This is a genomic window from Gordonia sp. GONU, from assembly GCF_024733855.1.
Taxonomy (GTDB): Bacteria; Actinomycetota; Actinomycetes; order Mycobacteriales; family Mycobacteriaceae; genus Gordonia; species Gordonia amicalis.
Window position 1 is genome coordinate 75,350 of the sequence record NZ_JANRHB010000017.1, and the last position, 20,243, is coordinate 95,592.

Sequence of the window (20,243 nt, forward strand, 5' to 3'; positions counted from 1 at the left end):
CTCCCTTGCGTGTGTCCTCCGAGCGTACGCACAAGGAAGATCCCCCACGCGACGCGTGGAACCCATCCTAGTGGGTGCGCACCCGCCTCCGGCGAGGGTCGAAGGCCACCGCCTCCGCCTGCGTCAGGAACGAACGCCCAACCGCGCGAGGATGTCGGCGTCGATGGCAACCAGTTCGTCGTCGATGGACTGGTGGGCCGTCCGGCGCTGTGCGGCGGACATGGTCTCGGCGGTGCCGACCGCGATGTCGAGGTTGTCGAGGCGCTGGGTCATCGCGGCGACGAAGTCCTTGGCATCGGCGCTGGTGTCCTGCGCGACGACCTTCTCCAGCGCGGTCCGTGTCGTCGCGATCCGGGCGGACAGCGCCGCGCCGTGACCGCTGAACTGACGCAACACTTCTGGCGAAACGCCTGCGCGGCCGGCCTGCAGCGCCGAGATCTGCGCACGACCGGCGACCGCGGCGCGATAGGCGATGGGGACTGCGATGGGGGCCACGAGGCGCGCGACCGTGAGGTAGCGCTTGACGCTGGCCGGGCTGAGGATCTTGGCGTCCGCGGCCGCCTTGGCCTCGGCACTCACCTTCTTCGTCTCGGCCTTGACCACCTTCTCCTGAGCCTTCGCCAACTGCCGGGCGGTCTTGCGTTCGGCCTTAAGGTCCTTCTGGAGGTACTTGTGCTCGGTCTTGCGACGAGCTTTCAGTTCCTTCCGCCGGTGCTTGGCGTCGAACTTCGCCTCGATCTTGGCTTTTGCCTTGAGAGCCTTGGCCTCTGCGCGGCGTTGAGCCCGCGACCTACCGTCGGAGGAGAACAAACCCATCGAATGACCTTTCGCTGCTGCCGAGTGGACCGCTGCGGGCGTGGTAACAAGTACAAGCATGACACGTGGTCCGGTGGGGCCACGCGTCCGACCGCTCGAGCCGAGAAAGGGATGGCGTGGCCTCTGTGGTGTTGTCGCCGCGCGATCTCGCGGGTTGCGAGCACCGGGTCGCCCTCGACTTCGGTCACGAGGGGCGTCCCGGCTCCGAACCCGACCCGCCCGGCGTGCAGCGACGCAAGGAGGCCGCGGCCGATCATCGGGCCGCGGTCCGCGAACTCCTCCGCGGCATCCACAGTGATCAGCCCGGCGCGTTCGTGGTGATCGACGCGGAGTCGAGGGCGGCGGAGCGGGTCGCGGCCACCCTGAAGGCGTGCGACGCGAACGTCGCGTGGATCTGGAATGCGGCGCTGCCCACCGACATCGAACACGGGCGACGCGGTCATGCCGAACTCCTGGTGAGAGTGGGCGACGGCTACGTCCCCGTCATCGTCGTCAACCACCGGATCACCCAGCCCGTGAAGTCCGCCCCCGACCCGGGCCGTCCGCCGTCGCTGGTCACCAGCCCGTTGTGGGGGTGGGCGCCCTCGCCCGACCCGTACCGCACCGCACGGCCCAACCGTCGCGACAACCTGCGCCTCGCCCAGTTGACCGCGATGCTGGTCGAGATCGGTCGCGCCCCGTCGTCGCAGACCGGCGACCTGCGCGGCGGCGTGATCGGCGTCGACGCCGACTGCATCGTCGTGCACGACACCGGCGGCATGCTCGACGATTACACCGAGGTCCTGGACCGGCGTCGGGCCATTGCCGCGCAGCAGGTGCCGACCGAACCACGGCGCGTCGCCGAGTGCCGCTCGTGCCCCTGGTGGGTGAAGTGCGGTCCGGAACTCGAGGCCCGCCGCGACGTCTCGCTCGTCGCCACGGGTAATCAGGGGACCGCACTCGTCGAGGCGGGCATCACCACGATCGACCAGCTCGCCGCACAATGCGGGGCCCCGCCGGAGAACTGGCCGGGCAGTGCACGTTTCGACGATGCGGTGATCGGTGCGATCGCCTGGCTGACCGGAACCGAACTCGTCCGGCGCCGCGACACCCCGCGGGTGCATCGCGCCGACATCGAGGTCGACGTCGACATGGAGAGCTTCGGCGAACACGGCGCCTACCTGTGGGGCACGCTGCGTACCGACACCACCGCGCCCGACGAACCGGTGGTCTACCGGCCGTTCGTCACCTGGGACCCGCTGCCCACGCGCGACGAGGCGAGGTCGTTCGCGGAGTTCTGGGCGTGGCTGACCGCCGAACGGGTGGCCGCCCGCGAGACCGGGAAGACGTTCGCGGCGTACTGCTACTCGCAGCAGGCCGAGAATCGCTGGCTGCTGGGTTCGGCCGACCGATTCGCCGGCGAACCCGGTATCCCGACCCGGCGGGAGGTGGAGGCGTTCATCGCATCCGAGGAGTGGGTCGACATCTACGAGGCGGTCGGCGACAACTTCATCTGTCCCCGCGGCAAAGGGTTGAAGCGCGTCGCTCCCGTCGCCGGATTCGCCTGGCGCGACGACGACGCCAGCGGTGAGGCGTCGATGGAGTGGTATCGCGCCGCGGTCGCGCTCGGCGGCGGACGTCCCGACGTCGGTCAGCGGCAGCGGCTGCTCGAGTACAACGAGGACGACGTCCGGGCCACGAAGGTGCTCCGCGAGTGGATCTCCGGACGTGCCGTCGACGAGATCCCGCACGAGCGGGACCTGCTGGCCCGGTACTGAGATCTCGGAACCGAGGACCGGGCGGCGTCAGGAGCGCAGTGACCGCAGCGAGTCCAGGAACGATCCGCTGCCGAACAGCGCGACCGCCCCGAGCAGCAACAATCCACCGGGGGCGACACCGATCAGGAACTTCTTCACGCTGGTCAGGACGGTGTCGGAGGATGCGCCGGGCAGGGCCTGAGGACCGGACGGCCCCTGCGGGCTCGCCATGAGGACGGTTGACTCGTCGGCGGCAGAAGCGCCGGAAGCGTCGGATTCGGCGCGGGACTCCGCTGCGGACCCGCCGGTTGCGGGCGCACCAGGCGCCGGGGGAGGTCCCGGAACCGAGGCGGCAGGTGCCGTCGGCGCGGGTGATCCGCTGGGCGCGGGAACGGTCGGGACCTGAGCGGGGGAGGGAGGGTTCCCCTCGCCGGAGCGCGGAGGGTTCGACGCGACCGGCGGCAGGGTCGGGGCCGGCACGTTCGGCGGACCGGTCACCGGCGGAAACGGTACCCAGACCCCGGTTGTGGAGGTCTCGGTATCCGCGCTGGTCGTCGACGAGCTCTCGGTTGAGGTGCTCGGGTCGGTGGAGGTGCTCGGGCTGGTGGAGGTGTTCGGGCTGGTGGAGGTGCCGGTTCCCGAAGGGGTCGGTCCGTGCCCGTGGTCACCGTGCCCATGCCCGTCACCGTGATGCCAGGAACCTCCGGGGCCCCGATTGCCGGACGGCGACGGGTCGGGGGCACCATCCGCTGCGTCATCATCCGCGTCGGCGGTGTTGCCGGTGTCATCGGTGGTGTCGGTGCCGTAGCCGCCCACACCGGTACTCCCGGATCCGACCGAGTCCGATCCCGCCGCGTCTGATTCCGCGGCGTCAGATTCGGTGCCTCCCGACCCGACCGGGCTGGTCGACGCGACGCCGGGCGCAAGCGCGACGAGCGCGATCACCGCGATGGCGGCGAGCAGGGATGCGAGGGAGCGGCGCCGTCGGCGGTCGCGTCGGGGCGTCGGCAGACGGTGGGTCATCGTGGTTTCCCAGGCGTACAGTCGGTGGCGAGGTTCGCGGGTGCGACAGCCGGCGTCAATGGGTCATGTGGACCGCAGCGAGGACAAACATTCATCTGCCGTGAGCGTGTCGGCAACGTGTGACCCCCAAGAATGTGAAGAACGCCACACTAACGTTCGTTACAGCATCACCACAGGTGATACGCATCGTGGGCCGCGTTCCGGTACCTTCTGACCGTACCGGTCATTGCGATGGCCGTGTACAGCGGGCTTTAATGTTTGCAAATTCAAGTTTTGCGTCTCGGAGAAGATGGTCATGACTGCAGGAGGGGCGGAGAAGCCTATGGGCGACACCGGACGCACCGACTCCGATCGTTCGAGAACGAAGGAATCGGATGCACTCGATCCGGGGCTGTTCGCCCGGCGACTCGAGGAGCTGTTTCGGACCGTTCCCGGTCCGAACGGGAGGGCATACAGTGCCAAGGCGATCGCGGCGAGGTCGACGGAGCGGGGATTCCGTCTCGGCGAGTCGTATCTGAGTCAGCTGCGATCGGGGAAAGCGAAGTCCCCGTCGTTCCGAACCGTCGAGGGAATCGCGGCCGCATTCGGTGTCGACGTGCATTACTTCCTCGAGGATCGGGCCGCGCAGCGCACTCGCGACGAAATCGATCTCATGCGGCTGCAGGCGGACACCAACGTTCAGTTGGCAGCATTCCGTCTGGCGGGGCTCTCGAGCGATTCGGTCACCGTGGTGAACGAACTGATCAAGGTCCTGCGCGAGCAGCAGGGTCTGCCGAAGGATCCGCCGGACGTCATCGCGGCAGGGCTCAGCGACGAGAAGCCGTCGGCCGACTCGCGTCTGCGGGTGGTGGGAGACTCGGGCGAGGACTGAGATCGTCTAAAGGATCCGCATATCCGGGTTCTCACCGATCACGAGTGTCACTGACGATCACGGGCCGTGGGGTGTCGGCCTGGAGAGTTCGGACGCCGTGTGAACTGGGAAAACGCAGCGGGCCCTTGGTTTCGTGGACACGAATCGCCTCGTTGTGCGAGCTCATGGTTCGATTGACGGCATGCGTCGATCAGAACGCGCATTGCGGGCGCTGTGTCGCACCTCGTTGAAGGGGCTCGATCTCGATCTCCCTCTCGACGTCACACAGCTGTGTGATCGGTACGGCGAGCGTCGGGGACGTCCGATTCGCCTGATCGCCCACCCTCTGCCGACCGGGGTTCCCAACGGCATCTGGCTGGCCGCGGCCGACGCGGACTACTTCTTCCATCAGGCGAACACGTCCAGACTCCACCGGGACCAGATCGTCATCCACGAGTTCGGTCATCTCATCGCCGGCCATCAGATCCTCGGCGAGGTGTCGGCCGAAGGTCTGGCAGCGCTCACCCGCGACGAGTCCGCCGCAGCGCTTCGTCGTACCTGCTACTCGGACGCTCGCGAGTGGGAAGCGGAGATGCTCGCGTCGATGATCCTGGCGTGGGCAGAGGAAGCCGGCACCGGAGTCGGCAGCACGGCGTCGCACGATGAACTACGCGGACTTCAGCGACTCCTGGGCGGTCACCGCGGGTGGTTGTGATCAGTGCGGGTGAAAGCGCCGTGACGTTCACTGCCTTCTCCCAGAACATCGACGTCGGCGTCGGGGTGGTCAACGCGATCGCCGCGGCCGTCTTCGCCTTCGCCTTCTGCTGGCGCCTGGATCAGATCCGGCGTGCCGGCTGGGGGCTCCAGCCGCTCGCGATGATGGTGGCGGTCGCCTCGCTGACGGTGGCATTCGTCGTCGTCGACGAGTCGGTGTCGGCCGCTCTCGACGACAACGGCTTCCCGGGTCTGTCGCGGGTGGCGTTCTACGCACTTCTGGCGATCGGGGTGGCCGCACTCGTCATCGTGTTCTTCTTCCCGGATCGCGTGAGCCGCGAACGCCGCGCCGGGTGGGAGGCCCTGCCCCTCGTCGCCTCGCTCGTCGGGCTACAGGTCACGATGCTGGTCATCCCGGTCGAGATCCGTACCGCGACCATCAGTGAGTGGACGGTGCAGAACTGGGGTTTCGCCCTCTTCATACTGATCGCCAGCGGATATCTCACCTACGGATTCGCCGCGTGCGTCAACAGCGTCCGCAAATTCTACGCCACAGCCGACGGCTATCTGCGTGTCTCACTGGGTCTGCTGATCGGCGGGCTGGGACTGCTGGCGCTCAGCGCCGTGGGGCAGATCGTGTTCGTGATCGTGTCGGCGACCAACGTGGTGCGCTCACCGTGGCTGGTGACGACCAACCGTGTCGTCGCGATCCTGGGAATCGTCATCTTCCTCGCCGGGATCAGCTACCCCATGGTCTATGCGCGGGTGCAGACCTTCCTCGCGAACCGGCGTCGCCGACGACTCGACATCGAACTCCTGCCCCTGTGGCGCCTGGTCACCGACGCGGTACCCGAGGTCGTCCTACCCGATCCCGGCCCGCTGTCGCCGACGACGCGACTGCACCGGCGGGTCGTCGAGACCCGAGACGCGCTGACCCAGATCAGCCCGCACCTGTCGGTGGCGTTCGACTACGCGGAGGTCGGGGTCCAGGCCAGGATGCTGCGCGCGGCCATCGACGGGATGACGTCGCCCGAGGCCGCCGAAAAAACCAGCGGCGCGGTCCGCGACCTCGCCCCCGCCGACGGCGAGGGTCTGGAAGCGGATGCCGCACCGCTGATCAGGTTGTCCACTGCGCTCAGGCTCTCGGAGGCCACCCACATTCCCGCAGGTGGTCACCAGGAGCCGGCCGCCTAGTGCAAGGCCTCCGGACTAGCGCGGAGCCATCCGGATCGCGCCGTCCATCCGGATGGTCTCGCCGTTGAGGTAGTTGTGCTCGACGATGAACTCGGCGAGCTGTGCGTACTCGTCGGGCTCGCCGAGACGCTGCGGGAACGGGATCGCCTCGGCCAGGGTCTTCTGGAACTCGGGGGTGACGCCGGCGAGCATCGGGGTGCTGATCGTGCCGGGCGCGATGGTGCAGACGCGCACGCCGATGCGGGCGAGGTCGCGTGCAGCCGAGATGGTCATCGCGTGGACGCCACCCTTCGACGCGGCGTATGCGATCTGACCGATCTGGCCCTCGAAGGCCGCCACCGATGCGGTGTTGATGATGACGCCGCGCTGGCCGTCACCGTCGATCGTGGATTGCTCCGACATGCGGTTGGCGGCCAGCCGCATGACGTTGAAGGTGCCGACCAGGTTGATGTCGATGACCTTGCGGAACAGGCCGAGGTCGTGCGGGCCGTCCTTGCCGAGGATGCGTGCGGCCCAGCCGACGCCTGCGCAGTTGACGGCGACGCGCAGCGGTGCGCCCGACTCGGCGATGGTGTCGATCGCGCCCTGGACCTGTGCTTCGTCGGTGACGTCGGCGGGGATCAGGGTGACGCCGTCGGTGGGGGCCGCCTTGTCGATCGAGTCCTGCAGGTCGAGGCCGAAGACCTGAGCGCCTGCGGCGGCGAAGCGACGGGCGGTGGCTGCGCCGAGGCCCGATGCCCCGCCGGTGACCAGAACGGAAGCGCCTGAAACGTCCATGGGTTGAATAGTCCTTTCGCGGTACCGATTGCCGCCGGACCCGTGTCCCGATGAAGTGGACGACGTGCACCGGCGCAGGGTGCACGTTCACGATAGTCAGAGGTTGTGGAGCCCCCGCGCTCAGCCCTCGTGACGACCGAGCGAACGCTCGGGAGTGGCTGGTTCGGCGTTCTCGTCGTCGGCGCCGCGGAGCCGCCGGTCGCGCTGGATGAGGAACGCGCCCACACCGGTGATGACGACCGCGGCGGTGATCGTCGCAGCGATCATCGGAGTCGACGCACCGACGAGACCGGATGCGGTTAGCCACACCGCGAAACCGAAGAACAGCACGGCCGCACCGATCGCGATGACGCGTTCGGGGAGGTGCTTGCCGAGAAGTACGCCCACGCCGATCGCCAGGGCATCCGCGGCGACCATGCCGACCGTCGAACCGATCCACACGCCGAGCCAATCGTGGTCGGTGGCGATCGTGATGGTGGCCAGCATCGTCTTGTCGCCGAGTTCGGCGAGGAAGAAGGCCGACATCACGGCGAGGAACACCGACGCGCCGACCCGGCTCGCACGGTTCCGCTCCTCGTCGTCGAGGCGGTCGCCGTAGACCGTCCACAGGCCGAAGGCGAGCATGGCGAGGCCGGCCAGGACCGACATCAGATCGGTGGGCAGCGACATTCCGAGGAAATGACCGAAGAACACCGAGACGGCATGGACCGCGGTGGTGGCGACGGTGATGGCGAGGATGACGACCCACCAGCGGTAACGCAGGGCGTACGTCATGGCCATCAGCTGTGATTTGTCGCCCAGTTCGGCGACGAAGATCACGCCGAAACTCAGGAGCAGGGCAGCAATCACGAACGCCAGGTTAGTGAGACCTAACTGGCGAATGCAACTCATCAGTAACCCGCATCTGTGCAGGTCGGGGGCACAAAAAGAACTGTTCGGGGACCCGGAAACCGGCGTGCGGGAGCCCTGCGGAGAACCTTCGGGGTGCCTCGGGGTGTCTAAGCTGCGAGAAGCATGGCGAGCACGGCGGTGTCGGGATCGGCATTGGGGTCGATACCGACCTCGTTGCGGAGATTCACGACCGTCCCGTCGGCCTCCGCCTCCGCCCACCCGGCTCGATGCTCGAGTCCGAGTTCGGGGAGTCCGGGCAGCAGGACGCAGCCGGACGCGACCTCCGAGCATTCCGGAAGTGACGGACGTGTCTGCGACGGCGGGTGCAGCATCACCAGGGCCGGGGGATTGTTCAGGAACCTGCCCGCTTCGACGAAGCTGTCGTCGATGACGTTCCCGATCGCGACCATCATCCCGACCGTGTTCTCGCCGCCCCGGGCCGGGCGCTGCTCGACGACGCCGAAGATCGTCGTCGTCGGGAGGAAACCCGGCCGGCAAGCGATCCGTACCGAGCCGACGAGGGTCTGCGTCCATTCCAGGGTGGATTCCGGCCAGCGACCGGAGATGAGGATGCCGTTCAGCTTGCCTTCGTGCTGGAACGGGGTGAGTCCGATCGGAATCGGCTGCATCGTGTCCTCCCTCCGATTCGGGTGGGGGACCTGGTCATCGGGACCCGGGTCCGTCGAAGACCACCGGTGTGAAAAGAATCCACCGCGGGCGCGAAACGGACAACCCGAACCACCGTCTTGTGACGGTTCGTTTACATGTGATCGACCGACGGCCAGGTGCCATCGCCGATGGCCGCGCCCGGGGCAGGGGTGGACACCAGGCACACTGGACCGGTGAAGAACTCGCCTGCGCTGCGGCCCATGGAGTTCGCGTCCGTCGCGATCTTCGGTGGCCTGACCGTTGCCGCGGTGGTCATCGCCTCGGTCATCCCGCTGGCGCAGGCGGCCGGTCTGCTCGCCCCGGTTCCTCTTGCCCTCATCGCAGCCCGCACGCGGCCACGGGCACTTCTCACCGCCACGGTGGCAACGACGGCGGTCGCCTTCGCCATGGCGGGTACGGGTGCGATGGCCACCGTCCTCGGTTCGGCACTGGTCGGCGGGATCGTCGGGGACATCAAACGCCGTGGTCGTGGGGTCGGAGCACTCGGACTGGCCACCCTCGTGGCCTCGCCGATCCTCGGCGGTGTCTCCGTACTGGTGCTCCTCGTGCTGGTGCCCCTGCGCGAACTGACCATCGAGGCGATGACCAACTCCATCCACGGCGTCGCCAAATGGCTGCACGGGTGGGGACCCACCGACGGCGTGGGCGAGGCCCTCGACGCGATGAGCCGCAGCATCGCCAGTCATTGGTGGGCGTGGATCTGGATCTCCGGGACAGTGGGCACCGCGATCTCACTCCTCGCGGCCTGGTGGATCCTCGGCGGGGTGATCGCCCGGCTGCGCGACGTTCCCAGCGAGGACACGCTCACCTCCGACGGTCCGGGATCCACGGCGACCCACGTCGCGCCGCTCCCGGTCACTGCCGAAGGCGTCGGTTTCGCGTACAGCCCGGAGGCGAGGCCGGTCCTCCACGACATCGACCTGCGCATCGACCCCGGCGAGTTCGTCGCCGTCGTCGGCGCCAACGGCTCGGGCAAGTCGACGCTGGCGAAGATCCTGGCCGGTCGCACCCCGACCAGCGGCGTCGTCCACCGTCCGGGCCTGGCCGGGCTCGGCGTCCACGGCGGCACCGCGCTCGTCCTGCAGCGGCCGGAGATCCAGATGCTCGGGTCACGAGTCGCCGACGACGTGGTGTGGGGTCTGCCGCCGGATGCCGACGTGGACGTCGAAGCGCTCCTCGCCGAGGTCGGGCTGAGTGGTCTCGGCGACCGCGAGACCACCGATCTGTCCGGTGGGCAGCAACAGCGCCTCGCCATCGCCGCGGCCCTCGCCCGGGATCCGCAACTGCTCATCGCCGATGAGGTCACCTCGATGGTCGACCCGGAGGGGCGCGGGCAACTCCTCCACCTGCTTGCGTCGTTGCCTGCCCGTCGCGGGATCGCGGTCGTGCTGATCACCCACCGCGGCAGCGAGGCCGCGGCCGCCGACCGTGTCATCCACCTCGAGGGCGGTCGCGTGGTTCCTCATCCGCCGCACTGGATGCCGGACCCGCACGCCGACCTCGACCATCTCTCGCCGACCGAGTCCGCGACATCTCTCGCGTCGCCCGGACCACACATCGGTGGGCCGCTGCTGGTGCTCGATCACGTGGGCTACGCGCACCTGCCCGGATCGCCCTGGGAGGTCGTCGCCCTCACCGACATCACCTTGACCGTGTACCGCGGCGAGGGGTTGCTCATCGTCGGCGGCAACGGGTCGGGCAAGACGACCCTCGCCTGGATCATGACGGGACTCCTGTCACCGCGAACCGGCACCTGCCACCTGCTCGGCACAGCCGGAAAGTTCACTCCGGCAGCGGGTTTCGACGCCGGGGAGCCCGTCAGTGATCATGTCGGCGCGATCGGGCTCGGCTTCCAGCACGCGCGTCTGCAGCTACAGAAGGTCACGGTCGCCGACGAGATCATGGCGGCCGGTGGCGAGAAGGTCGGCACCGCAGAGGTCGCCCGTGTCCTCGAACTCGTCGGGTTGCCACGGCAGATGGCGGCCACCAAGGTCGATTCCCTGTCGGGCGGCCAGATGCGTCGCGTCGTGCTGGCCGGGCTCATCGCGCGCCACCCCGACATGCTCGTGCTCGACGAGCCCCTCGCCGGTCTCGATCCGTTGGCCCGTGAAGAGATCGTCGCCCTCCTCGCCCGTCTGCGCGCCGAGGGCATGACGATCGTGATCATCTCGCACGACTTCGAATCACTGGACTCTGTGTGCACCCGCCGGGTTCGGCTCGTCGACGGACGGTTGCTGCCCGACACCCATCAGAACGCGGATCAGCCGTCCGGCTGGGACGGAGGTGCCCCATGACAATGCGCACGGTCCCGTTGCGGCAGGTCCCCGGCGATTCCTTCGTCCACCGACTGTGGGCGGGAACCAAGCTGGTGATCGTGCTGATCCTCGGCGTCATGACCTGGGTGCTGCCGTCGTGGCCGGCACTGGGGATGGTGGCCGCGATCGTCGTCCTCACCGCTCTGGTCGCCGGGATCCCGTTGGGTGCCATCCCGCGTCCGCCCTGGTGGTTCTGGGGCCTGATCGGTATCGGCGTCGCGTTCAACGTCTCCTTCGCCGGCCTGCACGGGGCGCTGATCTTCCTGCGTGCCGTCACCCTCGCGCTCGTCCTCGTCGCGAGTTCGATCCTCGTCATCTGGACCACCCCGATGGCCGACGTCGCGCCCGCGCTCGCGCGGCTGATGCGCCCACTGCGTCGCCTCCGGCTACCGGTCGACGAATGGGCGGTCGCGATCGCGTTGTGTCTCAGGGGTCTTCCGCTGTTGATCGAGGAGTTGCGCATGTTGCGCGCGGCTCACAAGCTGCGCCCGACGGCGAAGGGGCGCAGCGACCACCCGTCGGCGGAGATGGGGATCATGGATCTCATCACCGCGGCCATGTCGTCGGCGCTCCGCCGCAGCGCGGAGATGGCCGAGGCGATCACCGCACGCGGTGGCACCGGCCGGCTCACGGCTCATCCGGCCCGCCCGGGACGCGCAGATCTGTTGGCGCTCATCGTGATCGCCGCCGCCTGCGGCGTGGCCGTCGCGGTGACGCTGATTCTCTAGACCCCGCTCCCTGAGGTGCGAGCGAAGCCAACCCCCGCTCCCTGAGGTGCGAGCGAAGCCAACCCCTCGCTCCCTGAGGTGCGAGCGAAGCGAGCCTCGAAGGGCAAGAAACGGCGCCGGCCACCCGAAGGTGACCGGCGCCGTTGATGTCTGGCGAACCAGGATCAGGCAGGCACGACGAGTCCGCTGCCCTGGGTCTTCGCGCGACCGTAACGCTCACCGGCGTCGGCCCAGTTGACCACGTTCCACCAAGCCTTGACGTAGTCCGGCTTGACGTTCTGGTAGTCGAGGTAGAAGGCGTGCTCCCACATGTCGAGCATGACGACCGGGATGATCGCGGCGGGGATGTTGCCGCTCTGATCGGTCAGCTGCAGGATGACCAGCTTGCCGCCGATGGTGTCGTAGCCCAGGATCGCCCAGCCCGAACCCTGCAGGGTGGTGGCGGCGGCGGTGAAGTGGGCCTTGAACTTGTCGAAGCCACCGAACTGCTCGGTGATCGCCGCGGCGAGGTCACCCTCGGGCTCGCCACCGCCGTTGGGCGACAGGTTCTTCCAGAAGATCGAGTGGTTGGTGTGGCCGCCCAGGTGGAAGGACAGCGTGGCCGAGAGCCCGTAGACCTTGCCGGCGATGCTGTCGTCCTCGCGGGCCGCGGCCAGCTTCTCCAGGGTGTCGTTGGCGCCCTTGACGTAGGTCGCGTGGTGCTTGCTGTGGTGGAGCTCCATGATCCTGCCGGAGATGTGCGGCTCCAGTGCCGCGTAGTCGTAATCCAGATCCGGCAAGGTGTATTCAGCCACGATGTTCCTCTCTGAGGTGCTTTCGTTTCCCTGTTTCACACGTGGGTGCGCCGACCGGGTCGGCGCCACGCGGATGCTTCCACCCTTCCGCACACCATGGGTGATTGCAACAAAGAGGCCACAAGAAATATCAAGTGCGGTTGAAGGTCAACCGTGCCGCGGCGGCACCGTGGTGCGCGGGCGAGATGTCCGAATCCGCTCAGATCAGCATGAGTGCGACGAAGACGGCGAGCAGGGCGACGATGCTCAACCCGATCGCGCGGCAGCTTCTCGCCACGTCGTAGTTGGCGCGCGGGGCGCCGCGGGGAGTCCGGCCTGCGCTCCGGAAGTCTCCGGTCGCGTGCGTCGCCATTGTCGCCCCTCGTCAGCGGATCGGCTTCACCATCGGCGTCTCCGGGGTCCGGCGGACCGTCGACCGACAGTGACGGGTATCACAAATCAGGATGTGATCGCCATCATAGTCAGACTGGGACGGTTGACTCAATTCGGAGAACTCGGACAGGGTCGGCGGCGCGCGTAGACTTGCCGCATGTCTTGGCTTGACCAGCTCTTTGCTGCCAGTTCACACAAGCAGGAACTCATCGCGGCCGATTCCGCACTGCCTGGGCGCGACACCGAGATCACTGTTCCCGGCGACCATCTGGTCCTGCACAACCCGATGCGCGGACGACCGGAGGCCGACGGCTCGTACGCCCATGGCGGCATCGGTGCCTTCGACGGCCGGTTGTCCGCGGTGATCCTGGCGGGCGGCTGTTTCTGGGGGATCGAGGAGATCTTCTGGCAGGTCCCGGGTGTGTACACCACCGCGGTCGGCTACGCCGGCGGTCACACCCCGAACCCGACGTATGAGGAGACCTGCACCGCGCGCACCGGCCACACCGAGTCGGCACTCGTCGTCTTCGATCCGGCGGTCATCGACCTCGAGGGCATCCTCAAGATCTTCTGGGAGTCCCACGATCCCACGCAGGAGATGCGACAGGGCAACGACATCGGCACCCAGTACCGGTCGGCGGTGTACACCCTTTCCGACGACGACGCCGCGATCGTCGCGCAGTCCGCGGCCAAGTTCCAGTCCGCGCTCGACGCGGCCGGAGAGGGGCGGATCGCGACCGAGATCAAGCCGCTCGAGGCCGCCGGCGACGGGCGCTTCTACTACGCGGAGGACTACCACCAGCAGTATCTGGCCAAGAACCCGCACGGCTATCGCTGCCACGCGGCGACCGGAATCAGCTACCCCGCTTGAGGTGACCGGCGAGACGATCACCCTGAGGCAGTGGAACCGAACCCTGCTGTCCCGCCAGCACCTGCTCGATCGCGTCGACGAGGACGCCATCGAGGTGCTGGACCGCTGCGTGGGGATGCAGTCCCAGGACCCGCGCGCCGCCTTCTTCGGATTGTGGTCGCGCGTCGAGGGATTCGACTCGTCCGAACTCGACGAGCTCCTCACGGCGCGGGAGGTCGTGCGAATCGCGTTGCTGCGGTCCACGGTGTTCCTCATCGATGCCGAGGACGCCCGATGGATCCGGCCCCTCGCCGAACCGATTCTGCGGCGCGAACTCACCGAGGCGCACATGCCGCGACTCGTGGATGCGGATCCGTCGCAGGTTCTCGCCGACGCCGCCCGGCTTCTCGCCGGCGGTGAGCTCAGTGGTGCCGACCTGGGAAAGCAGCTGGCTGTTCGTCATCCGGGGGAGAACCCGTCCACACTCACCGGGATCGCCCGGTGCGGGCTGCCTCTGGTCCAGGTGCCGCCGCGTGGTCTCTGGCGGGGACGCGCGGCACCGACCTACCGGTTGTTCGACGAATGGGTCGGCCCGGGCGAGCCGGCGGTCGAGGGTGACGACGCGCGCGCGGACCTGATCCGCCTGTACCTCCGCGGCTTCGGTCCCGCCACCGTCAAGGCCATCCAGACGTGGTCCGGGCTGACCGGGCTGCGGCCGCTCGTCGAAAAGCTCGAAGCCGACTGGGAACTCGTCCGACTGGTCGGCCCGCACGGCGAGATCCTCTACGACCTCGACGGACTCGGTTTCGCCGACCCGGACACACCCGCGCCGGCCCGCCTCGTGGCGCCCTTCGATCACGTCATCGGGGTCTCGGCCGACCGCGTCCGCGTCGCCGACCCGGAGTTGTTCCGCCGGACCGTGACACCCAACGGCCGCTCACCCGGTTTCGTCTTCGCCGACGGATTCCTCGCCGGCACATGGCATCTCGACGGTGAAGACGGGGTGCGCGTCGAGATGCTGCGCGAGGTCACCAAGGCCGAGGAGCGTGAGATCGACGCCGAGGTCGAGAGGTTGCGCGAGTTCCTCGCCGCTGAACCTGCCTCTCCCTGAGTCCTTTCGATACGCCCCTCCGCAAGCTCCGGGGCTACTCAAGGAGCGGGGTCAGGCCCCGGTACGTGGATTGCGTGACGTGATGCAGTACGGGCGCCCCATCGGGTCGACCATCGTCGTCCACTTCGGAAAGTGGTCGACCGCGCGGGCGCCCCATCCCTCGTGACGCGCCACCTCGTCGGGTACCGAATTCGTCGCGAGGTCGAGGTGTCCGGTCGCGGGTGTCGAGTCGTCGGTCGTCCCGGACTCCCTGCGCTGCAACAGGATTCCGATCGTGATAGATGGATCTCGACGCAGCGCGACGAGTTCGGGTCGGGTGCCGGGCGGATTGAGCGGCCAACCGGTCAGGTTCGTCCAGAACTCGACCTCTGCGTCGAAGTCGGGGGCCGGGATGTCGATGCACAACTGGTCGATGATGCTGATGGCGTCGCCGGGCCACCGGATCGGTCGCGACCGGGTGGTCTCGCCCTCCCACGGCACCAGGCAGAACACGAAGCCCGCCGGTGAACGGAGGACCAGGTGGGTGTCGGCATTGCGGATCAGGGTCGCCCCGAGGCCGGCGGCCTCCTCGGCTGCCGCGTGCGGATCGTCGGTGTGGATGTCGAGGTGGACCCCGCCCGGGCCCTCGTCGACCCGCTGCACACGCAGGTGCGGATCGCCGTGGAACGGTTCGAGGGAGGCGAATTCTCGGTGTTCGCCGCGCGGTGGCGAGACGGTGCTGCCCGAGATCGCGCGCCAGAACGTCACCTCGCCGCCGAACTCGTCGGCGGGGAAATCGAGGAATGCGCTGAGCCACCTGACCTGCACGCGGGAGAGTCTACGGTGCGAGTGCCGCTTGCACCCCGGAGACAACGCGGGCGTGCCCGCCGGAAACCTGCTGTGGTGATCCGCCACTAGACTCGGGCAGATGACTGCAGGACCGCTGGCGGCGGTGGGCAAGAAGTTCGCGAGATCGCGTGCCGAGCACGTCGCGGTGGTTCGACTCGACGGTCCGATCGGCGGTGCCGGCATGGGCAGGCACGGTCTGACGACCGACACGGTCGAACCGGTACTCAAGCGGGCGTTCGACACCGATCGGCTCAAGGCCGTGGTGGTCGTGATCAATTCGCCCGGAGGTTCGCCCGCCCAGTCGGAGTACATCGCCGAGCGCATCCGACAGCTGTCCGCGGAGAAGGGCGTGCCGGTCCTGGCGTTCTGTGAGGACGTCGCGGCGTCCGGTGGCTACTGGATGGCCTGTGCGGCGGACGAGATCTACGCCGCGCACACCTCGATCGTCGGTTCCATCGGGGTGGTGTCCTCGGGTTTCGGCTTCTCGGCACTGCTCGACCGGTTCGGCGTGCAGCGTCGTCTCTACACGACGGGGGAGAACAAGGCCCGGCTCGACACCTTCTCGCCGGAGGTGCCCGAGGACGTCGAATGGCTCAAGGGTCTCCAAGGGCAGCTGCACGAGGCTTTCATCGCGTGGGTGCGTCAGCGTCGTGGCAAGAAGCTGACAGCATCCGACGAGGAGCTGTTCAACGGCGATGTGTGGGTCGGGCACCGCGCCGCCGAACTCGGTCTGGTCGACGGCATCGGCGTGATGCGTTCGGTGGTGGCCGAGCGCTACCCCGACGCCGAGATCACGGTCATCGAGGCGCCCAAGCCTCTGCTGGCACGTCTGGTCGGCAACCAGATGTCGGTGTCGGGTCTCGCCGAGAGCGTCACGACGGGTGTACTCGCCGCCTTCGACCGCGCCCCGGCGGTGCGGACCGCGTTTGTACACCGTGACTGAGGGGTAATACCAGACCCAGTTCGGGGGTTTTCCCCAAGGGTTTGTCCCCACGTTATCCACAGGTGTGTGCATGGAAAGAAAAGGCACCACCGGTCGGCCCCTGCAGTTTGGTGAATTTCCTGCGCGCACATTGGGTCGAACTAGTGACACCAGTCACATCGACAGGCCGGTTGGCCAGGGTTTTTCCACAGTTTCCACAGTCTCATCCCCAGGTTGACGGTGAGATGGGGACACCGGACAGGTGTCCGGTCAGCGCATGTGGATAAAACTATGATGGTCAGCATAGGCCGCATTTACGCAATCTGCGTGATGCTGAATGCGATGTTCATGGCGCCGCCGGAAACGTCCGTCAAGATGACCTGACACGCCTTGTGCCATGACTGTGCCACCATGGAAATCGTGACCATGGGCGACATCACGCAGGTGCCGGTGACCGATTTGCCGGACGACTTCACCGGGACGGCCGAGGCGGTGATCCTCGACGTCCGTGAACCCGACGAATGGGCGAACGGGCACATCCGCGGCGCCGTCCACATCCCGATGGCCGAGATCCCCGGCCGGCTCGGCGAGATCGACCCGGATGCGGACCTCTATGTGGTGTGTCATTCGAGCGGCCGGTCGATGCGGGTTCTGCAGTACCTCGCACAGGTGGGATACGACGGCATCTGCGTCCGCGGCGGGATGCTCGCTTGGCAGGAGCACGGCAAGCCCGTCGAATTCGGCGGCGGGAACGGCCAGGGCAACGGTGGGGGCGACGCCGTCCGATGATCGACCTCTGTCCGCGGTGCCGAATCCAGGCGCCGCACCGTCCCGGGCGGGAGCACTGTCCTCGCTGTGGTGGCCCGCTGAGCGTCGTCGACGATGTCGCGCATGCGATGGCGGCGACGGCACATCCGGCGGCGCCCGCGCCGACCCGTCCCGCGGCACCCGCCCCGACACGCCGCGCTCCCGTGCCGACCGGCCGTTTCTACCGGGGTCGCAACGTCCGGTGGGTCGCTCGGCGTCCTCCCGAGGCCATTCCCATCCGTCGCGGGCCGTCGGGTTCGCGCGGCCCGCGGCTCATCCCGCGGTACGTGTACATCCCCACGTGGGGTTTGCGCGACGAACCGGTGAAGCCGGACGCGACCCACGACCGGATCGAGACCTCGCGGGCACGCCTGCTGTTCGTGCTCGTCGTGGCCGGAACCGCACTCGCGGCCTCCGCGGTCATCCATCTGGTGCGCTACCTCCTACTGGCCGTCAACCGCACCCAGCCGCTGCCCGACCCGCTGATCGTGGTGTCCGACTGGCTGATCATCTTCGGAGGTGTCGCCGCCTTCCTCGCCTACGTCTGGGCGACCCTCGCGTTCATGCGCTGGGTGATGGACCTGCGGGCCGGTGCCTATGAGGACGCCCGCCTGCTCGATCCGAGACGGCCGGTCTGGGTCGGCGTGCTGGTGGGAGTGCCGCTGGTCAACCTGATCGGCGCGCCACTGGTTCTGGGCGAGGTCGCGGCCCTGCGCGTGGCCCATGACCCGTCCCTCGACGCGGAACGCGTCGGACGCCGGTTCCGCCGGCTGTGGGTCGCGTGGGTGATCGTCAACGTCACCGCGGTACTGGCACTGATCGCACGTGCCGTCGCGTGGGGTTCGGACTCGGTGCAGACCGGGGCCAACGCACTGGCCATGGTGATCATCAGCGCGGCCGTCTCGGCGGCCTTCGCCTTCTGGCTGACGCGCCGCGTGCCGGTGCTGTTCGACGCCGTCACGGCGGTTCCGGTCCCGAAGAGAAGGTGGGTGGCGGTCGGATGAACGCAGGTGTGAACGTGGGTGCGGTCGAGAAGGTGTCGCGTTCGGGAAAGCCGGCGGTGGTCGCACACCGCGGTGCCTCCGGGGACCGTCCGGAACACACGCTGGCCGCGTACGAACTCGCCCTCGCGCAGGGCGCGGACGGACTCGAATGCGACGTCCGGCTGACCGCCGACCACGAGCTCGTCTGCGTGCACGACCGTACCGTCGACCGCACGTCGAACGGGTCCGGCATCGTCAGCGAGATGACCCTGGACCAGCTCCGCGAACTCGACTTCGGGAGTTGGCATTCCGCCGGCGACCCCGCATCGATCCTGACCCTGCGTGAGCTGCTCACGCTCACCCTGGACTGGCGGCGGCCGGTCCGGTTGTTCATCGAGACCAAACATCCCGTGCGATTCGGCAGCCTCGTCGAGCAGAAGCTCCTCGAGATCCTGCACGAGTTCGGGGTGGCGACGCCGCCGTCGGCCGATCACAGTCGCGCGGTGGTCATCTCGTTCTCCTCCGCCGGGGTCTGGCGTATCCGCCGCCATGCCCCGATGCTCCCGACCATCCTGCTGGGCGACACCGCCCGGGTGCTCGGCGGAAGCGCGGCGACCGCCGTCGGGGCGACGGGGATCGGACCGTCGGTGATGACGTTGAGGCAGTACCCGGACCTCGTCGACCGGGCCGCCGCGGCCGGGCGCGTGACCTACTGCTGGACCGTCGACGAACTCGTGGACGTCCAGCTCTGCGCCGACCTGGGCGTGCGCTGGCTGGCCACGAACCATCCGGCCAGGGTGCGCGATTGGCTGGTGACCGTCGACTGACCGGTCTTCGCGGTGCCCCGGTCATCTGGGTGCTGAGGCCTGCTCATGAGAGAGTGGACCGATGGGCAAGAAGAGCAAGCGGGGCAGTGGACCCCGTCCGGGAAGCAATCGCGCCGAGCGGGTCGCCGCTCGTAAGGCTCGGCAGGCGGCGTCGATGGCACCGCCGCCGCGTCCCTTCGCAGGGTTGGCCGCCGAATGCGACTTCGTCGCGCTGCGGACGTTCGTCGCGTCGGCGACTGCACGCCTCGAACTGGTCGAGCCCGCCGAGTCGCGCAACGACGTCTTCGTCGTGACGATCCTGCCCGGTGCCGGTCCCGCGCTCACGCGTGAATCAGGCGGCGCCACAGAGGGTTTGGTCGGTCTGCAGACCGAGCCGGATCGTCAGGCGCCGGCCGTCGAGCTGGCCGCGGCCATCGCGTGGGCCGCTCACGCCGATGCGGGTGGCGAGTTCGATCTGGAGTCCGCCGACGAATCCCCCTCGCTCGACGAGGTGCTGAAGACCGACGCGACCCTGGACATCACCGTGCACCAGGACTTCTCGTGGTGGTTCCCGGAAGGCACCGAGGTGCCCGCGGAGATCGCGCCGATGTTCGAGCGCGCCAACGATTCCGTGCTGCCGACCGCACGCCTCGTCGTCGACAGCGGTTCGGGCGCCCCGTGGTGGGTCGACGCCGGGGAGCGGGCCCACCTGCGGTGGATCCGTCCGGAACCGGAGGACGACCTGATGGCGGCCATGGCCCGGCTCCACGCGGCCGGCCGACTGACGATGGGTGAGGGTTCGCGCTTCGCCGGGTCGTTCCGCACCCACGGCCTGCTGGTCCCGGTGTTCGACCTCGACAACGAGATGCACCACGAGGAGTGGCAGGCGGGTCTCAATCAGCTCGATCAGTGGCTGGGCGAGGCGCTCGCCGACACCTCGGAGCTGACGATCGCCGAGCGGAGCTCGCGCGACGGCATCCGTGGCCGCCAGGTGACGCTGCGCTAGACAGAGGCTGAGAAACACCTCGGCGGCGCGACTTCGAGTGAAGTCGCGCCG

The 20,243-nt window shown here is 68.2% G+C and carries 21 protein-coding genes; 13 read left to right on the top strand and 8 right to left on the bottom strand.

Annotation, left to right across the window (positions count from 1 at the left end):
* Positions 1-123 precede the first annotated feature (123 nt).
* Entirely contained in the window at positions 124-816 is a 693-nt protein-coding gene (locus NWF34_RS15985) for a DUF6474 family protein (protein ID WP_258325491.1), read from the bottom strand.
* Between the two features lie 116 nt (positions 817-932).
* Between NWF34_RS15985 and NWF34_RS15990 the strand changes: the two genes are divergently transcribed.
* Positions 933-2,573: a TM0106 family RecB-like putative nuclease gene (locus NWF34_RS15990; RefSeq protein WP_258325492.1), complete on the top strand. Its 1,641-nt coding sequence runs from the start codon at positions 933-935 to the stop codon at positions 2,571-2,573.
* Between the two features lie 27 nt (positions 2,574-2,600).
* On the opposite strand, the gene NWF34_RS15995 is transcribed toward NWF34_RS15990, so the two are convergent.
* Positions 2,601-3,575, bottom strand: a complete 975-nt coding sequence (locus NWF34_RS15995; RefSeq protein ID WP_258325493.1) for a hypothetical protein — start codon at positions 3,573-3,575, stop codon at positions 2,601-2,603.
* A gap of 295 nt (positions 3,576-3,870) precedes the next feature.
* Between NWF34_RS15995 and NWF34_RS16000 the strand changes: the two genes are divergently transcribed.
* The 3 genes from NWF34_RS16000 (at position 3,871) to NWF34_RS16010 (ending at position 6,333) form a co-directional block, all read left to right on the top strand.
* Positions 3,871-4,446, top strand: a complete 576-nt coding sequence (locus NWF34_RS16000; protein ID WP_006437721.1) for a helix-turn-helix transcriptional regulator — start codon at positions 3,871-3,873, stop codon at positions 4,444-4,446.
* A 181-nt stretch (positions 4,447-4,627) separates the two neighbouring features.
* Positions 4,628-5,140 carry a hypothetical protein gene (locus tag NWF34_RS16005; RefSeq protein ID WP_258325494.1) on the top strand — a complete coding sequence of 171 codons (513 nt, stop codon included), beginning with the start codon at positions 4,628-4,630 and terminating at the stop codon, positions 5,138-5,140.
* Between the two features lie 20 nt (positions 5,141-5,160).
* A complete protein-coding gene (locus NWF34_RS16010) occupies positions 5,161-6,333 on the top strand; it encodes an MAB_1171c family putative transporter (RefSeq protein WP_258325495.1) in 1,173 nt (390 codons plus the stop codon).
* A gap of 15 nt (positions 6,334-6,348) precedes the next feature.
* On the opposite strand, the gene NWF34_RS16015 is transcribed toward NWF34_RS16010, so the two are convergent.
* From NWF34_RS16015 to NWF34_RS16025, 3 genes are all read right to left on the bottom strand, one after another.
* The gene (locus NWF34_RS16015; protein WP_258325496.1) at positions 6,349-7,110 is read right to left on the bottom strand and encodes an SDR family NAD(P)-dependent oxidoreductase; all 762 of its coding nucleotides are present in this window, start codon (positions 7,108-7,110) and stop codon (positions 6,349-6,351) included.
* A 120-nt stretch (positions 7,111-7,230) separates the two neighbouring features.
* A complete protein-coding gene (locus NWF34_RS16020) occupies positions 7,231-7,959 on the bottom strand; it encodes a TMEM165/GDT1 family protein (RefSeq protein ID WP_258325497.1) in 729 nt (242 codons plus the stop codon).
* A gap of 149 nt (positions 7,960-8,108) precedes the next feature.
* Positions 8,109-8,630, bottom strand: coding sequence for a peptidase (locus NWF34_RS16025; RefSeq protein ID WP_258325498.1), 522 nt, complete (start codon positions 8,628-8,630; stop codon positions 8,109-8,111).
* Positions 8,631-8,843: 213 nt separating this feature from the next.
* Between NWF34_RS16025 and NWF34_RS16030 the strand changes: the two genes are divergently transcribed.
* On the top strand, positions 8,844-10,964 hold the full coding sequence (locus NWF34_RS16030; protein ID WP_375295678.1) for an ABC transporter ATP-binding protein: 2,121 nt from the start codon (positions 8,844-8,846) through the stop codon (positions 10,962-10,964).
* Positions 10,961-11,713, top strand: a complete 753-nt coding sequence (locus tag NWF34_RS16035; protein WP_258325499.1) for an energy-coupling factor transporter transmembrane protein EcfT — start codon at positions 10,961-10,963, stop codon at positions 11,711-11,713. The genes NWF34_RS16030 and NWF34_RS16035 overlap by 4 nt, the downstream gene beginning before the upstream one ends.
* A 164-nt stretch (positions 11,714-11,877) precedes the next feature.
* Here the strand turns inward: NWF34_RS16035 and NWF34_RS16040 are convergent, their stop codons facing one another.
* Both NWF34_RS16040 and NWF34_RS16045 read right to left on the bottom strand, forming a co-directional pair.
* Positions 11,878-12,507, bottom strand: a complete 630-nt coding sequence (locus NWF34_RS16040) for a superoxide dismutase (RefSeq protein WP_006437713.1) — start codon at positions 12,505-12,507, stop codon at positions 11,878-11,880.
* A 199-nt stretch (positions 12,508-12,706) separates the two neighbouring features.
* A complete protein-coding gene (locus tag NWF34_RS16045) occupies positions 12,707-12,859 on the bottom strand; it encodes a hypothetical protein (RefSeq protein WP_258325500.1) in 153 nt (50 codons plus the stop codon).
* Positions 12,860-13,036: 177 nt separating this feature from the next.
* Here NWF34_RS16045 and msrA point away from each other — a divergent pair, with 177 nt between their 5' ends.
* Positions 13,037-13,750, top strand: a complete 714-nt coding sequence (gene msrA / locus NWF34_RS16050) for a peptide-methionine (S)-S-oxide reductase MsrA (RefSeq protein ID WP_258325501.1) — start codon at positions 13,037-13,039, stop codon at positions 13,748-13,750.
* A gap of 1 nt (position 13,751) precedes the next feature.
* Positions 13,752-14,840 carry a winged helix DNA-binding domain-containing protein gene (locus NWF34_RS16055; RefSeq protein ID WP_258325502.1) on the top strand — a complete coding sequence of 363 codons (1,089 nt, stop codon included), beginning with the start codon at positions 13,752-13,754 and terminating at the stop codon, positions 14,838-14,840.
* Between the two features lie 51 nt (positions 14,841-14,891).
* Here the strand turns inward: NWF34_RS16055 and NWF34_RS16060 are convergent, their stop codons facing one another.
* Positions 14,892-15,647, bottom strand: a complete 756-nt coding sequence (locus tag NWF34_RS16060; protein WP_258325503.1) for a VOC family protein — start codon at positions 15,645-15,647, stop codon at positions 14,892-14,894.
* A 100-nt stretch (positions 15,648-15,747) separates the two neighbouring features.
* Here NWF34_RS16060 and NWF34_RS16065 point away from each other — a divergent pair, with 100 nt between their 5' ends.
* From NWF34_RS16065 to NWF34_RS16085, 5 genes are all read left to right on the top strand, one after another.
* The gene (locus NWF34_RS16065; protein ID WP_006437708.1) at positions 15,748-16,611 is read left to right on the top strand and encodes a S49 family peptidase; all 864 of its coding nucleotides are present in this window, start codon (positions 15,748-15,750) and stop codon (positions 16,609-16,611) included.
* A 390-nt stretch (positions 16,612-17,001) separates the two neighbouring features.
* Complete coding sequence (locus tag NWF34_RS16070; RefSeq protein WP_238064110.1) at positions 17,002-17,379, top strand: rhodanese-like domain-containing protein; 378 nt, start codon at positions 17,002-17,004, stop codon at positions 17,377-17,379.
* A gap of 107 nt (positions 17,380-17,486) precedes the next feature.
* The gene (locus tag NWF34_RS16075) at positions 17,487-18,401 is read left to right on the top strand and encodes a DUF4328 domain-containing protein (RefSeq protein WP_258325504.1); all 915 of its coding nucleotides are present in this window, start codon (positions 17,487-17,489) and stop codon (positions 18,399-18,401) included.
* Positions 18,398-19,207, top strand: coding sequence for a glycerophosphodiester phosphodiesterase (locus tag NWF34_RS16080; protein WP_006437705.1), 810 nt, complete (start codon positions 18,398-18,400; stop codon positions 19,205-19,207). The genes NWF34_RS16075 and NWF34_RS16080 overlap by 4 nt, the downstream gene beginning before the upstream one ends.
* 61 nt (positions 19,208-19,268) lie before the next feature.
* The gene (locus NWF34_RS16085; protein WP_258325505.1) at positions 19,269-20,192 is read left to right on the top strand and encodes a DUF5926 family protein; all 924 of its coding nucleotides are present in this window, start codon (positions 19,269-19,271) and stop codon (positions 20,190-20,192) included.
* Positions 20,193-20,243 lie beyond the last annotated feature (51 nt).